Source organism: Vibrio chagasii, from assembly GCA_041879415.1.
Taxonomy (GTDB): Bacteria; Pseudomonadota; Gammaproteobacteria; order Enterobacterales; family Vibrionaceae; genus Vibrio.
Map to the genome: position 1 here is coordinate 695,046 of CP090852.1, position 14,614 is coordinate 709,659.

Annotated in this window: 14 protein-coding genes; 5 read left to right on the plus strand and 9 right to left on the minus strand. The window is 44.9% G+C overall.

The window, feature by feature from the left end; translation table 11 throughout:
- Positions 1-87 precede the first annotated feature (87 nt).
- From L0991_17055 to L0991_17065, 3 genes are all read left to right on the plus strand, one after another.
- Positions 88-1,293 carry a DEAD/DEAH box helicase gene (locus L0991_17055; GenBank protein XGB65237.1) on the plus strand — a complete coding sequence of 402 codons (1,206 nt, stop codon included), beginning with the start codon at positions 88-90 and terminating at the stop codon, positions 1,291-1,293.
- A gap of 101 nt (positions 1,294-1,394) precedes the next feature.
- Positions 1,395-1,799 carry a DUF296 domain-containing protein gene (locus tag L0991_17060; protein ID XGB65238.1) on the plus strand — a complete coding sequence of 135 codons (405 nt, stop codon included), beginning with the start codon at positions 1,395-1,397 and terminating at the stop codon, positions 1,797-1,799.
- Between the two features lie 70 nt (positions 1,800-1,869).
- Positions 1,870-2,493, plus strand: coding sequence for a 3'-5' exonuclease (locus tag L0991_17065; GenBank protein ID XGB65239.1), 624 nt, complete (start codon positions 1,870-1,872; stop codon positions 2,491-2,493).
- Between the two features lie 83 nt (positions 2,494-2,576).
- Here the strand turns inward: L0991_17065 and L0991_17070 are convergent, their stop codons facing one another.
- Complete coding sequence (locus tag L0991_17070) at positions 2,577-3,413, minus strand: DUF6279 family lipoprotein (protein ID XGB65240.1); 837 nt, start codon at positions 3,411-3,413, stop codon at positions 2,577-2,579.
- Positions 3,414-3,689: 276 nt separating this feature from the next.
- Here L0991_17070 and L0991_17075 point away from each other — a divergent pair, with 276 nt between their 5' ends.
- Positions 3,690-3,863, plus strand: coding sequence for an RNA helicase (locus L0991_17075; protein ID XGB65241.1), 174 nt, complete (start codon positions 3,690-3,692; stop codon positions 3,861-3,863).
- 105 nt (positions 3,864-3,968) lie between these two features.
- Here L0991_17075 and dbpA read toward each other — a convergent pair whose 3' ends face one another.
- On the minus strand, positions 3,969-5,348 hold the full coding sequence (gene dbpA, locus L0991_17080) for an ATP-dependent RNA helicase DbpA (GenBank protein ID XGB65242.1): 1,380 nt from the start codon (positions 5,346-5,348) through the stop codon (positions 3,969-3,971).
- A gap of 183 nt (positions 5,349-5,531) precedes the next feature.
- On the opposite strand from dbpA, the gene L0991_17085 reads away from it, so the two are divergent.
- Positions 5,532-6,206, plus strand: a complete 675-nt coding sequence (locus tag L0991_17085) for a prepilin-type N-terminal cleavage/methylation domain-containing protein (GenBank protein ID XGB65243.1) — start codon at positions 5,532-5,534, stop codon at positions 6,204-6,206.
- Between the two features lie 66 nt (positions 6,207-6,272).
- Here L0991_17085 and L0991_17090 read toward each other — a convergent pair whose 3' ends face one another.
- The 7 genes from L0991_17090 to L0991_17120 form a co-directional block, all read right to left on the minus strand.
- Positions 6,273-7,181, minus strand: a complete 909-nt coding sequence (locus tag L0991_17090) for an aldo/keto reductase family oxidoreductase (GenBank protein XGB65244.1) — start codon at positions 7,179-7,181, stop codon at positions 6,273-6,275.
- A 217-nt stretch (positions 7,182-7,398) separates the two neighbouring features.
- On the minus strand, positions 7,399-7,965 hold the full coding sequence (locus L0991_17095) for a hypothetical protein (protein ID XGB65245.1): 567 nt from the start codon (positions 7,963-7,965) through the stop codon (positions 7,399-7,401).
- Positions 7,966-8,175: 210 nt separating this feature from the next.
- Complete coding sequence (locus tag L0991_17100) at positions 8,176-9,120, minus strand: phosphate ABC transporter substrate-binding protein (protein XGB65246.1); 945 nt, start codon at positions 9,118-9,120, stop codon at positions 8,176-8,178.
- Positions 9,120-9,758 carry an OmpA family protein gene (locus tag L0991_17105; protein XGB65247.1) on the minus strand — a complete coding sequence of 213 codons (639 nt, stop codon included), beginning with the start codon at positions 9,756-9,758 and terminating at the stop codon, positions 9,120-9,122. Before L0991_17105 ends, L0991_17100 begins: the two co-directional genes overlap by 1 nt.
- Positions 9,758-11,071: a TolC family outer membrane protein gene (locus tag L0991_17110; GenBank protein XGB65248.1), complete on the minus strand. Its 1,314-nt coding sequence runs from the start codon at positions 11,069-11,071 to the stop codon at positions 9,758-9,760. The genes L0991_17105 and L0991_17110 overlap by 1 nt, the downstream gene beginning before the upstream one ends.
- A 33-nt stretch (positions 11,072-11,104) precedes the next feature.
- Entirely contained in the window at positions 11,105-12,430 is a 1,326-nt protein-coding gene (locus L0991_17115) for an HlyD family type I secretion periplasmic adaptor subunit (protein ID XGB65249.1), read from the minus strand.
- The gene (locus L0991_17120) at positions 12,423-14,582 is read right to left on the minus strand and encodes a type I secretion system permease/ATPase (protein ID XGB65250.1); all 2,160 of its coding nucleotides are present in this window, start codon (positions 14,580-14,582) and stop codon (positions 12,423-12,425) included. The genes L0991_17115 and L0991_17120 overlap by 8 nt, the downstream gene beginning before the upstream one ends.
- Positions 14,583-14,614: the final 32 nt, after the last annotated feature.

The window sequence follows — 14,614 nt, forward strand, 5'->3', positions numbered from 1 at the left end:
ATGGTAGAATGCCGCCATTAATCTTATCCTTGTATAAGATTGTTGAACCTTTCCATCGCTATTTAGCCAAATCATACCGAGAAACTTATGCCATTTTCCAAGCTTGGATTAAGCTCACCTATTGTTAAAGCCGTTGCAAAACAAGGCTACGAAAAGCCAACCTCTATTCAAGAAAAAGCAATTCCGATTGTACTTTCTGGTAAGAACCTTATTGCGGCAGCACAAACAGGTACAGGTAAAACTGCGAGCTTTGTTCTCCCTATCTTAGAAATGCTAAGTAAAGGTGAAACGCAACGTAAGAAACGCATCCGTGCTGTGATCCTTACACCAACGCGTGAGTTGGCGGTTCAGGTTGAGCAAAACATCAAGAAGTACGCGAAGTTTTTAAACCTAACATCTTTAGCAATGTACGGTGGCGTCTCTTACCAACATCAAAAAGATCGTCTGATTGAAGGCGTTGATATCCTAGTGGCGACGCCAGGACGTTTGATCGACATGTATGGTCAACGCGCGGTTCACTTTGATGAAGTTGAAGTGTTAGTTCTGGATGAAGCAGATCGCATGCTAGACATGGGCTTCATCGAAGATATCAACAAGATCATCGCTCGCTTACCACAAGATGTGCAAAACCTGCTGTTCTCAGCAACGCTTTCTACACCAGTGCGTGCACTAGCGAAGAGTGCTATCAGTGATGCCGAAGAGATTTCAATTGCTAAGACAGACGCATCGAAAGCGAACATTGAGCAATGGTTGGTAACGGTAGATAAAGATCGTAAGTCTGCACTACTGAGCCACATGATTACTGAGGGTAACTGGGATCAAGCGCTTATCTTCATCGAAACCAAGCATGGTGCGGCTAAGCTCGTATCTCAACTTGAAAAGCGTGGCATTCATGCTGAAGCGTTCCACAGTGGACGTAGCCAAGCGATTCGTGAAAAGATCTTGGCTGACTTTAAGAAAGGTCACCTTAAGTTCCTAGTGGCAACGGGCGTTGCTGCACGTGGTATTGATATCGACAACCTACCACGAGTTGTTAACTACGATATGCCTTTCCCTGCAGACGACTACGTTCACCGTATTGGGCGTACTGGCCGTGCTGATGCAACCGGTGAAGCGATCTCTTTCTTATCAAAAGACAACTTCAAGAACCTATGCATTATTGAAAAGCGCCTTGGTCACTTGATTGAACGCCGAGTGGTTGAAGGTTTTGAACCACGCAAAGAAGTGCCTATTTCGGTGCTGAACTTTGTTCCTAAGAAGAAAAGAGAACAGCAAGCAAAAGAAGGCAAGTAATTAACCGAGCTGATTTCAAGCCAAAGCGTATTGCCAAATTATGACAAAACGAAGCCAACTAAGGCTTCGTTTTGTTCTTTAAACCAGTGAGAGGGAAGCCAATGATCACCCCAATTGCAACACGATTAACCCGAGGCCAAGACTTAAAGCTTGAACTACAGAAGCTAGTAACTAAACATAACGTCGCTGCGGGCTCTATTGCATCTTGTGTAGGCTGTGTTTCTCAGATCAATATTCGCTTAGCAAACGCAAACCACACAAAGTTAATTCAAGCGCCGTTCGAAATCGTCTCTGTCATGGCAACGCTGACGCCCAACCACCAACACGTTCACATTTCGGTAGCTGATGAGAATGGCGATGTGATTGGTGGTCATTTACTCGAAGGAACCATCATCGCTACCACCGCTGAATTGATTCTTCATCGCTACGATACCTTGACCTTCAGCAGAGAGCATGACGATTCGACAGGTTACACTGAGCTCACTATCAGTAATAACCCACGATAAGCTGGCTACACCGAAGGCAATACCAACGCTTATATAAAGCGATACAGATAAACAGTTATTAGGAAACACCATGGCTCCACACTCCGCAGACTCCGTTATCGTTCTCGATTTCGAAACCACTGGCTTGTCCCCGAATATGGGCGATCGAGCGATAGAAATTGGTGCTGTGAAACTCGTTAACGGCGAAGTAGTCGACACCTTTCAACAACTAATGAACCCAGGATTTCGCGTGAGCGGGTTCATTGAAGGCTATACCGGAATCACGAATCGTATGTTAAGCACTGCTGCTAGCTGCGGAGAAGTAATGGATGAATTTGCAGATTTCATTCAAGACAGCCAATTAGTTGCTCATAATGCCTCGTTTGATAAACGATTTCTTGATGCAGAGTTGGATAACATTGGTCGTGATTACAATGGACAATTTGCATGCTCAATGCTGATCGCTCGTCGCCTTATCCAAGACGCACCGACTCATAAATTAGGTGACCTTGTGCGTTTCAAGAATATCGACAACGATGGTACTTTCCACAGAGCGTTAGCCGATTCAGAGATGACAGCAAGGCTATGGTTATTAATGATTGATGAGCTACAGAGTGACCACGGTATACAACAACCTACCTTCCAATTGATGCAGAAAATATCCAAGACAGCCAAAGGCGCTATTCCAAAGCTCCTAGTAAGTAACCGAGGTTAATAGCCTTCACAAAAAAGAGTTTGGATAGGAGGCCGCTTTATGTTTCTAGAGCGGTCTTTTCTTTTATTAAAAAGGCTTACACCCTACTCTTGCAACGTCATCAGTGTTGACTCAAGGCTCTCTAATTCATTCATGAAATAAGACCATTGCTTATCACTACTTAACGCTGCGATGTCCACTAAGAACTTGGCGGATGTCTGCATATTCTTGTTGAGTTGATATTCCAAACCGTCTGGGTAATAAGATTCATTGTTCAAAAGCAACTTCATAATAATCGGCTGAGAGATATGCAAGTCGCTCTTCTTTTCCATGAGCAGAGTGAGATCTTGATAAGTATTATTTTGATACTCTCGCCAGCTATCATTGGTATTTATCCACTCTTGAGACCAAGTCACAATAATCTGTTTTTGTTCTTTTGATACCGATCCTAACCATCGCTCTAAACGCTCTTCTATTCGATCACGATATCGTTCTCTAGAATCATCATCATTCAAAGATAATCTCTCTTCGTAAAACTCTTGCTGCTTTTTTCTAAAGTTCGTTAAGAACTCTCTATCCTGCTTAGGGCTAAGCTGCATACTTAACGCGTAAATGTCAGGAGAGAATTTATTGACGATGCTTCGAATGTGATTCTTTATTTGCTCACTTTGCTCAACAATAAAAGCGGGACTCAACTCTGACCGATTGATATTTTTCAGCACTTGTAGCTGTTCAATATAAAGCGGCAGCTGAGTTTCTTTGTGCCATGCTTGAAGAGAGTCTAAACGTGCCTCTAACTCGGACTCTTGGCTATTAGATAGAGAAACAAAGTCTTCTATGTAACTCACCGCAAACCAACTGATGTTGTTATAAGCGAATTTAGTGCCACACCCAACAAATAGGAAACAGACCAATAGAAGTAACCAACGGCATTTTCTCATTACACCCTCTCACAGCCTATGACTAATCAGTAAACCCAAACGACAAAATAGATTCACTCTTGATCTTATAACATTAGCTATAAAAGCAAGTTCTCGTAAAACTTTCAGATAAATTGAGACTTAGCCTTGCCAAATAAGCCATTTCGGCAAATGATTAAAATAAAACCTATTGTTAGCAGTGATGTTATTCGGCTTTTTTACTTATTTGAAATGCACGCTGGAAATAGTTGCACGATTTAAATGAGTATCGAATGAACAGTATTTGGGAGGGAAGCTATGGCCGCTATTCCTGAAAATACCAGCGCGTTAGAATACGAGCTTTGCTATTTTGACGATGGGGAAGTAACTACCATGACAATAATAGCGAGCAACCGACAGGAAGCGATGACTTGGTATCTTAACGAAGGGAAACATCTGAACGACCTTTATTCGATAAGGCCAGATGAATAGAGAGCAGATTAATCGTTATATAGAATGGGGAAATAGACCACCCCATTGAGAAACACCCTTTACTGCACCGTGTTTAACGTGACAGTAAAGGGCTAGAATCTCGAATTACTTCAGAATTCGGGCGCGGAACTGACGTCCCTTCATTTTGCCTGATTCGATCTTATTCAATGCTTTCTTAGCAACAGAACGTTCTACCGCTACGTAAGCGCGCATTGCGAATAAGTTAATCTTACCTACCGACTTGCCTTCGATACCACCCTGACCAGTCAATGCACCAAGAATATCACCTGCACGAAGCTTGGCTTTCTTACCACCATCAATTTGGATCGTCACCATGTTTGAGTAGTATGGTTTTGCGATTGGTTTCGCTGGTAGCTCAGATGGCTCGATTGGCATGTCCATGTACTCATCAATTTGAGCCACACGGTACATCTCTTTTTCGCCAAAGAAACTGATCGCCACACCTTTGCTACCTGCACGACCTGTACGACCAATGCGGTGTACGTGAACTTCAGGGTCACGAGATAACTCGAAGTTGAATACTGCATCTAGGTTATCAACGTCTAGGCCACGAGCCGCAACGTCTGTCGCAACTAGAATCGAGATAGTTTTGTTTGAAAACTGAACCAAAGCTTGGTCACGTTCACGCTGCTCCATATCACCATGCAGCTCGATAACGCTAAAGCCACGGTGGCTTAGTTCGTCAGTCACGTTCTGTACTTCTTTCTTCGTGTTACAGAACACAACCGCTGATTCTGGTTGATGATGAAGTAACAACAACTCTAGAGCATCGTCACGAGCCTCAGAACCTTCAAGCTTGTAGAAGTGCTGCTGAATGCTCGAGTGATCGTGCGTCGATTCAACTTTCACCATTTCTGGGTTACGCATGATGCGGTCAGCAACTGATTTAATTTGTTTAGGGAAGGTTGCACTAAACAGAAGAGTCTGACGATCTTTTGGTGCTGCATCGATAACTGCATCCAACGCGTCTTGGAAGCCCATCTCTAGCATGCGATCCGCTTCATCTAATACCAGCGTGTTCAGCTCAGATAGGTCAATGCGGCCTTTCTCCAAGTGATCAAGAATACGACCAGGGGTACCGACTAAGATGTGAGCGCCATGCTCTAGTGAGCCAATTTGTGGCCCCATTGGCATACCACCACACAGTGTCAGCACTTTAATATTGTGAATACCACGAGCAAGCGTACGAATCTCTTTTGCTACTTGGTCTGCCAATTCACGAGTCGGACACAACACTAGAGATTGAACACGGAAACGCTTAACGCGCAGGTTTTGCAGCACGCCTAAACCGAAAGCAGCTGTTTTGCCTGAACCCGTTTTACCCTGACCGATAACGTCTTTGCCATTTAGGATAGTAGGAAGACTTAACGCTTGGATCGGCGTCATTTCAGTATAACCAAGAGAATCCAACGTATGCAGAAGCTCAGGTTTAAGGGCGATAGAAGAGAATTTTGAAGTGCTCAATGGAAATATCCAACTGGTGAAAAACAGAGTGCATTATGAGTGTTTTTGAAAATTATTCCACCTTAATCACAGTTTGGATGAACAAACAATCATAAGAAATATTTATCAATTGGCGGTGTTAATTGAACGAAAAATACGGAATACTATAAAATAAAAAACATTATCCCCATAGGAATCATCAGTATGAAAAGAATTTCGTGGCATAAAGGCTTCACACTATTAGAGCTGATTGTTGTCATTGCCATACTTGCAGTTGTCGCAGTTATTGCGGCTCCTCGTTTTTTATCCATTGCTGATGATGCAAGAGAAGTAACAAGCCGAGCACTGTTTGACAATTTCCGGGCTGGTGCTGAGATCTACCAAGGCGCCTGCTTAGCCAGAGGTGGTGATGTGACTGAGCTTCAAGGCAAGAATACTTCTGACTTCAATATCGACGGAATTTACTCAAACTTTTCTGGCAGTTGCTATCCCGTTCGCAATAGTAACTCAGGCGTTCGCAGAGATATCAATAATGCGCGAGGATGCTACGAGCTTTTCCAGGACATATTAAATAGTGATCACTTCGAAGATATCAACTTTGGTACTGGCGGATGGAAAAATGGTGAAACGGTTAAAGAAAGCGAGTTAATTGCCGCTCGTGATGCTGGATACCAAGTCTATATCCACCAGAGGTCAAAATACTTTTCCTACTGCCACTATTACAACATCGAAGGTGATTTGAATAACGCGCCTTACCTGCTATATAACGCAGTGGATGGCATCATGGTTTCTGGCACCAAAAACCTATCCAATGGCTTTAGTTGGGCAAATGAGCTTCGAGAGTATCCGGTCGCGACTCCACCACCATACGACAAGTAGGTGCTTCACGCTTAAACTAAAAAGCCAGCTTTGTTAGCTGGCTTTTGCTTCATTACGGATTGCTTTCTATGGCACACCATGGCCTTTAGAAGCCACCCACACACGATACCATTGTTCGCGAGTCAGTTCGATTTTCAGTGCATCAACGGCTGTCTTAACGCGTTCAATCTTACCAGAGCCAATGATAGCAATTGGGTTCGACGGTAAACGACGTACCCAAGCGTAGATTACCTGGTCAATACTATCAGCACCCACTTCTTGACGAATCGCTTCTAGTTCTTCACGAACACGAATTGCTTGTTCAGAATCACCACTGAAAATACTACCGCCACCTAAACAAGACCATGCCATAGGACGAACACGGTTCATCTGTAGTTGATCCAAAGTACCGTCGTGTACAACGTCGAAATTCAATGGGTTGATTTCAACTTGGTTAGTCACTAACGGTTTGCCTAATCGAGATTGCAATAATTCGAATTGACGTGGTGAAAAGTTAGATACACCAAAGTGCTTAACCTTGCCGACTTTGTGCAGCTCTGCGAAGGCTTCTGCTACTTCGTCTGCATCCATTAAGGCATCAGGACGATGAATCAGCAATACATCGATATCGTGAACGCCTAGGCGCTCTAATGAGTTATTTACTGATTGGTAGATATGCTGTGCGCTAGTGTCGTAGTGATTGATCTTACGCTCAGGAGTGTGGTCACCACACAAGTTGATATCACACTTGGTGACGATTTGAATCTCGTCTCGAAGGCTAGGCTCTAACGCGAGTGCTTCACCAAATAGCTTTTCACATTGGTAGTTACCATAGATATCCGCGTGATCAACCGTTGTGATACCAAGGTCTATGTGTTGCTTAAGGAAAGTTAGACGTTGTTGAGGGGTCATGCCCCACTCTGCCGTACGCCAGTATCCTTGCACCAACTCAGAAAATTCTGGGCCTTGTGGCGCTATCGTTACTTTTGCAACCATGGGTTGTCTCCTTTATCAATACTGAGCGTATCCTATGCTCGTTTTACCGACGGCTCAACGTTTAACAAATGGCAAAGGTAAACGCTTGCTAAAACTGTGAGAGCAACAGAAAAACGAACACTCAAATCAATAATAGCTTGCTGTCTGGCTCTCAGGCGTTCTACGAAAAAGGTGGTTTACTCGAATGAAAAATAACACTTTCTATAAATTTGAGTGATTAAAAGCGATTAAGTTCCACGGTCAAATTGTCTTCGTCACTCGTTAGAACGATCCAGGGAGAGTCAATATTCGGGACATGCCATCGGCTTATTTGCACTGAAGAGTCGTGCGATCCATTCATAAACTCGATCAACTGCTTGTCCACGATGTCAGCACTTACTCCTTCCCTTTCTGCCAGTTCAAGTTGGCTCACAACATCGAACTCATCTTCCCCAATACGAATTGAGCTGAGCGCAAAGCCATCTTGGCGTAGGTATGCTTGAAGTTTGGTGTAACTTAATTTGGAATATGGCAGTGTGAAACGAACGGCTTCGACACTTGATGCTGTTAAGTCCAACTCGACATACACATCAAGATCGTAGTACTGCGTTAGGTCACTACACAGCTGAGTGCCTTCGACTTCGCCACAATCCATTAAATCGATGTCGTTAATATAGTGTTGGGAACTAGGCTGAGCGAGGCTCGTGTTAAACACGGTTCGCAACCACCAGCTTTCACTCGCTTGAACGGAGAAAGAGAGGATATTGAAAGCTAATAGTACGATTAGGGCAGAAAGACGTTTCATTTATGTGGCTTATTCAAATCACTAGACGTCACTCATTATACGTAACCAAACAACCTACAACCTGTGCAGCCACAAATTTTAGGCGAAAAAAAACGGGCATACATGCCCGCTAGATAAATTCATCGCCGAATAACGTAATCCGTCACGTTGAGAACCATTACGAAAGTAAGAATATCACTCCGCCTTTAAAATAACAACATGACGTACCCATTATTTATATCCACCTTCAATAGCAGGTTCTTCAAGCGACAATCTCACTTTGTTACGTTGAATCGCTTCTGGCGGTAAGCTGATGAAACCGTACTGATTTAGCACCTCTTGATGGTCTTCAGAAAGCGTTAGGCCGATAAAGAATTTCTCTTGTTCAGTAAACCCTTTACGGTGTGCTGGGATGTTCAAGTACATGTAATACACAGTCGCTAATGGGTAACGCCCAGAGAGAATTGTCTCTTTGTTAAGATCATAATTAACCCCTAAGTTATCGACAACACTCAGCCATTTCACATCAGAGATTTGATCCGAGTATACGGTGTAACCAATCGCCGCCTCTTCATCTTCAATCTTGTTTATAAGATGTGGTAAGTCCGATAGGAACTGCGTATGTGCATATTCCCCATCCGCTCCACACTCAACCCAACTGGAAAAGGTAGTATGCCCTTTCAAGTTATGGTCGATGGCGAAAGGCAGCATATGGGTGTCTAGGCTTTCGCCGTTACGAGCATCACTAGTTGGCGTCCATTTAGGGTGCTTAGGATCATTCGAGCACCCAAACACATCGATAAGTTCAGCGACCGTAATGGATGTGGCAGGGTTATCTTCATTGGCCAAAATTGCAATCACATCGGCGGTAAACATTAGCTCTGTCGGCCTGTAGCCATAGCGCATGTCAAACCTTGCCATCTCTTTGTCGGTCCACTTTTTCGAAGTAATACCCACACGTGAACGCTGCATGATCATCTGTTCTGGCACGCTGTCACTCAATAAAAGCTCCAAGTCGATCTCTTGACTCTTAAGCAAGTCTTCAACCAAGGCTTCCATATTAGGCTCAATGGCGACTAAGCCGATCTCTGTGACGTCATTCGCCAATGTTACTGGAGAGAAAAGGGCCGGTATAGCGGCAAGCAGTAAGCCAGATTTATTCGATAGACTCTTCATTACTGGCCTCCTTCCGGGTCAATCATTATCTTAGATTCAACGTCACTGTTACTGTCTAGCTGCATCTCTGAAGTAAAAATATTCCAAGATGGGTTCACTTCCATACTCTCGGTTTTTAACACAGCAATGGTTCTACGTTTACGCTTGTGAAGATGCTGAGTTAAGCTGGTTATCTGAGTAAATTCTTGCTCGAAGATACGCTTACTATCAACTCCGCGGTCGATCAGTGCGTCTCGGATTACGCCCGTTCTTCTCTTAGCCAATGCCTTGTTGTAAGTGTTAGTACCCTCTGAGCTAGTATCGCCCACCAAGGTTACTGATGCGTCCGGCTGCTCACCAAGCAAACGAACTAACTCATTCAACACCGCCGTATGCTCTGGTTTAAGGTCGTACTTATCGAAATCAAATGCCACGCTGAGTACTTCAACGTCTTCTACAATCTTCCAGTTCGCACAGCCCTTGATATCAACGGTTACGCCTTCAGGTGTGTCCGCGCACAGGTCTCGCTGGTTGATGACACCATCACGGTCATTATCCGCTAAATCATCGATTTGGTGACGAGTCATCGTGGTGTCTGGCGTTTCAGCACAGCCCATCAGCAAAATAGAACTAAGTAGTGCGAGTTTAATATGTTTCATTACTTGTTCTCCCCTTGCCACTCTTCTGGATGTTCAACCCTCAATGCGTAGGTCAACATGCCCATCGCGTTTAATACTCGGTATGCTGCCAATGTCTGATCGTATTCTGTGCTAATAAAGTTTCGTCGAGCTAAGAAAACCTCAACCTTGGCATCGAGAACATCCAATAGGCTTCGTCTGCCAACATTAAATTGCTGGATATAACCTAACTCGGCTATCTTGGCAGCATCCACGTTCTGTTGAAGTAACGACTTTTGCTGTTCAAGCATTTTATAGGCATTCCAAGCAAGTTGAGTCCCCTCTTTCACTTCGCGCTCAGTTCTGACTCGAATCGCTCTAGCCTCTTCTACGCGCCACGCTGACGATTCGACACGTGAATCTGTAGAAAAACCATTAAACAGATCGTAATCCATGGTCAGCATGATTCGGGCATCTTCGTCGACGCCACCAGGCGGATTCGAGACGTTGTCATTCTTATTCGCGTGAAGCTCTAATTTGACCTCTGGGTAGTAATCGCCTTTCTCTCTACGCATCTCTTTACGAGCCGCGTCAATATCAAGCAAAGAAGCTTTGATTTCAGGGTGATTCTCTACCGCCTGTTCAAGAGCGACTTCAGCAGAACTTGGTAACAGAGCGTAATCAAAACGTGGATACACCAAGTTCACCGCCGGCTTACCCACCAATCGTAAGTACTGGGTTTGCAAATCAAACAGGTTGTTCTGAGCCGCGATCAATGAAGATTGTGCCGTCGCGACACGAGCCGAGATCTGAGCTAAGTCTGAATTACTGCTTAAGCCTTTGCTCTTTTTATCTTGGATATCTTGATAGATCTCTTGGTGCTCTTTCACGTTACGTTTAGAAAGCTCCAGAAGTGTCTCTGCTTTCAAGATATCAAGGTAATTTCGAACCACATCCAGTGACACGTTTTCAGCACGAGAAATCAGGGTCAAACGCTCCGCTTCCGCTTCGTAACTTAAACGGTCGACATTCGAGGTCGTTTTGAAACCATCAAACAGTAGCTGAGAGACTTTAACGCCAATTTCTGTTCGTGTTAAACCTCGATCGTCAGACGGTAACTTGGCTCCGCTGTTATAACGAGTCTCTTCATAACCCGCTGCTGCATATAAATTGACTTGTGGCATATACAAGCCACTCGCCGCATCTCCGTCTCGTATTACCGATTGGTATCTGGAGTACTGCGCCAATATCTCTGGACTATAGTCAATGGCAAATGCCACTGATTCTTCTAATGAAGCAGCTTGAGAAAGCCCGCTCATTAGTAAGCAAGAAGAGAGTAAGAATTTTGAATGCATTACACTTCCTTTTATATTTATGCTTGACGCACTTCATCGCTCGCGAAGTGAGTTTTCCTTAGCTCGTAAAATAGGTTTCAACCAATAACTCAATACTGTTTTTTCACCGGTTAAGATATCAACCGCCACTTGCATCCCTGGGATAATGCTAAAGGCAGAGTTTTGTTGCTGGTCTTCGTTTAATTGAATATGGGCTCGGTAATACGCGTTGCCGTCTTCAGTTTGCAAGGCATCGGCACTCACGTAGGTCACTTCACCTTTTAACCCGCCATAAATCACAAAGTCGTAAGCCGAGAACTTGATCGTTGCCCCTAACCCTTTGTGAACAAATGCAATGTCTTGCGGGGAGATCTTAGCTTCCACAATCAGCTGACTGTTGGATGGGATCAGCTCAATAATCGGCTCACCAGGGCGAACAACACCACCGATGGTGCGAACAAAGATCTCCTTCACCGTGCCGTCGACAGGTGCTACGATTTCCGTTCGTTTAAGTTGGTCGGCGATTGCCTGTTGGCTTTCGTTAAGTTGCGCGATTTTGCTGGTTACTTCATTGAGCTGACCTTGCACCTTAGTTCTAAAATCCAATGCAATGCTGCGGTGATCGGCAATAGATTCTGAGTACGCCGCCATCTGTTTCTGAGCTGCCACTCTTGAGCTCGCAATATCACCCTTAAGCTTCACCACGTCGCGATTCAGTTTTAATAACTCAACTTCTGCAACCGCACCGCTGGCCACCACATCTTTGAGCATGTTGCGCTCTCGAATCACGATCTCTAAGCTGCTCTCAAGCGTCTGAATGTTATTCAGGGTATCAACACGAGCCTGAGCTTGTTGCTCGATACGTAGTGCCGCCTCTTCCAGTTCCGACTTTAATTGGCCTAAACGCTCAAGATAGTTCGCTTTGGCGTTCATTAATGCAGGGTGGCTTGATACATCGACAACAATGTCTTGTGGCACCAATACCACTCGCTCATACCACTCTTTAGCATCGTTGTTTAACACCACGGTCGAGAGTTCGGCTCTTAGCCTTAATTGTTGAGCCAGCAAAGTATCCGCTTGTTGAGCCGACTCTAAAAATGCCGCCTTAAAACGCGTGTCTTCTAACTTCGCCAGAGGCTGCCCTTTCACCACAGATTGACCTTGTCGCACCATGATCTCTTGAACCAAGCCCCCCTCTAAACTCTGAATCGTTTGGACTGAAAGGCTAGGCACCACTTTGCCCTCACCAATCACCACTTCTTCGAGCGTTGCCCACGTCGCCCAACCAATGATCGACACGATCAACAGTGCGCTTAACCAAATCAACTTACGTGAACGAAACGCTAAGTGGTTATTGGTCCATTGAATATCGTTACTCATGACGACCTCCTTTCACCACTGAAACCGTCTTAAAGCGGCTCGCCCCCTTAGGGACACTTTTCTTCTGTAGCGATAGAATATCTTTGGGTTCACCTTCCGCGACTATCTGACCTTTATCTAACACAATCACGCGGTCACACATCATCAAGAAGGAAGATTTATGTGAGCTGATCAGCATAGACGTTTCTCTCGGCATACTTTGCAGTGCATTGAAGAACTGTATTTCAGCTTGGTTATCTAACGCGCTGGTTGGTTCATCCATGATCAAAAGTTTTGGACAGCGGTAAAGGGCTCTTGCAATCGCGACAGCTTGACGCTGACCACCTGAGAGCAGTCGACCTCCTTCGCCCACTGGCGTTTCTAAGCCATTACTTAAACGTCCCATATAGCCATTCAAACCCGATTGCTGCAGTGCACGTCTTAACTTCTCTTCGTCAACGTTGGTCGCGCCTAGGGTGACGTTGTCGTATACGCTACCAAAGATAAGGTTGGTGCTTTGCCCTACCCAACCCATACCACTTCGTAAGACACTGGTCGGCCAAAGCTGTCCATCAATTTCTTGATAGAACGCTTGCCCTGTCGTGGGTAGATACTGGCGAGCAACAATCGATAATAATGTGGTTTTACCGGCACCTGCAGCACCAATCACACCCACTCTCTCACCCGGTTTGATCTCTAGTGAGATGTCCTTCAATACAGGGCTTTGTGTCTCTGGGTAAGTGAAAGTCACTTCATCAAGCCTCACTCCACCATCAAAGTCGCCCTTGTCTATCACTTGGTGTTTCGACTCTTCCTGAGGTAACTCCATAATCTGGTTCAAGCCTTCAACCGCCGAACGGGTTTGCTGAAACCTCAACATGAGAAGAGAAAGTTGATTAACCGAACTCGCGGCTCTGCCACTCAACATCACGACAGCAATTAAACCACCCATGCTGAGCAGGCCCTCGGAGATCTGATACACGCCGAAGATAATGAGTGTGATAGTGACAATCTGCTGACTCGATTGAATGGAATGGGTCACGATATTTGAATAGTGGCGAGACTGAGTCTGCCATTGAGATAGCGAGGAGATCGTCTGCTCCCAACGCTTTTGAGTAATGCCTTCCGCGTTGTTCTGCTTGATATCGGGAAGTGTTGTCAAACAATCGAACAGCTGTGCTTGCCTTTGTGTCGATAGACGCGCGGTTTCATCAAATGTTTTTTCTACTTTGCCCTTCATGGCAATGCTGAGCACGACCAGCACAAGCATGATAGCAACTGGAATGAACATCATCGCACCGCCGAGCCAACCGATAAGCAAAAGGAATAGCAAAGTAAACGGTAAGTCGACCAGCGTGACCAAAGAAATGGAAGTGAAGAAATCTTTTACGCTATCGAAATCTTGAAGCTGCCTTGCGAATGCACCTACCGATTGCGGTCGGTTTTCGAGTTTCATTCCGAGGACTTTTGAGAACAACTGAGAAGACAGCTTGTTGTCTATATAGCGGCCCGCCATATCAGTCACAGAGCTTCGTGAACTTCTCAATACCCAATCAAAAACAACGACAATACCAACGCCTGCGGCCAACACCCAAAGCGTGTTGAACGCCTGGTTTGGTACCACACGGTCATACACGTTCATGGTAAAGAGTGGAACGACTAGCGCCAATACGTTGATCAAGAACGAAGCGATAAACAGGTCTCGGTACCAAGGTTTCACTTCTTTAACTACTCGCCACAACCAGCGCGTGTTTGATTTACTTTCACTGCGTTCGTGCGATTGAACACGAGCATCATCGAGAGCTTGAGCGCCAACTTGCCAAACATAAGGTTCGACTTGTGCAACCAACTCTTTTAACGAGATAGTCTGGCTGGAGTTAGATTCACAATCTAAAACCTCAAAATCATCAACAGCGCCTTGGGTAACAACTACGGGAGCTCCTGTCGCTGATTTTACAGCAACAACCGGAAACTGACATTGCGTCAGTAATTCTTTCTTTACATGACTCAGAGTCAAGCCTGATTTCTCAATCGCTCTTGGGAAAAGGGACTCATTAAGCCTTCCTTGGTCTAAAGGTAGGCCAGACACTATTTTGGACGGGTGGCTACGCAGATTAAAATGCTCGCATAACCACTCCACACAACCTAGCCAGCTGTCTTTTTGTTCTACCAATCTAAAACTTCCTTTTATAGACTGTACATCTA

What these genes read in the sequence shown, in the direction of transcription:
- L0991_17065 (XGB65239.1), top strand. Translation starts at nt 1,870, where the DNA reads ATGGCTCCACACTCCGCAGACTCCGTTATCGTTCTCGATTTCGAAACC.
- L0991_17105 (XGB65247.1), bottom strand. Translation starts at nt 9,758, where the DNA reads ATGAAACATATTAAACTCGCACTACTTAGTTCTATTTTGCTGATGGGC.
- L0991_17070 (XGB65240.1), bottom strand. Translation starts at nt 3,413, where the DNA reads ATGAGAAAATGCCGTTGGTTACTTCTATTGGTCTGTTTCCTATTTGTT.
- L0991_17055 (XGB65237.1), top strand. Translation starts at nt 88, where the DNA reads ATGCCATTTTCCAAGCTTGGATTAAGCTCACCTATTGTTAAAGCCGTT.
- L0991_17090 (XGB65244.1), bottom strand. Translation starts at nt 7,181, where the DNA reads ATGGTTGCAAAAGTAACGATAGCGCCACAAGGCCCAGAATTTTCTGAG.
- L0991_17115 (XGB65249.1), bottom strand. Translation starts at nt 12,430, where the DNA reads ATGAGTAACGATATTCAATGGACCAATAACCACTTAGCGTTTCGTTCA.
- L0991_17110 (XGB65248.1), bottom strand. Translation starts at nt 11,071, where the DNA reads ATGCATTCAAAATTCTTACTCTCTTCTTGCTTACTAATGAGCGGGCTT.
- L0991_17085 (XGB65243.1), top strand. Translation starts at nt 5,532, where the DNA reads ATGAAAAGAATTTCGTGGCATAAAGGCTTCACACTATTAGAGCTGATT.
- L0991_17095 (XGB65245.1), bottom strand. Translation starts at nt 7,965, where the DNA reads ATGAAACGTCTTTCTGCCCTAATCGTACTATTAGCTTTCAATATCCTC.
- L0991_17060 (XGB65238.1), top strand. Translation starts at nt 1,395, where the DNA reads ATGATCACCCCAATTGCAACACGATTAACCCGAGGCCAAGACTTAAAG.
- L0991_17100 (XGB65246.1), bottom strand. Translation starts at nt 9,120, where the DNA reads ATGAAGAGTCTATCGAATAAATCTGGCTTACTGCTTGCCGCTATACCG.
- L0991_17075 (XGB65241.1), top strand. Translation starts at nt 3,690, where the DNA reads ATGGCCGCTATTCCTGAAAATACCAGCGCGTTAGAATACGAGCTTTGC.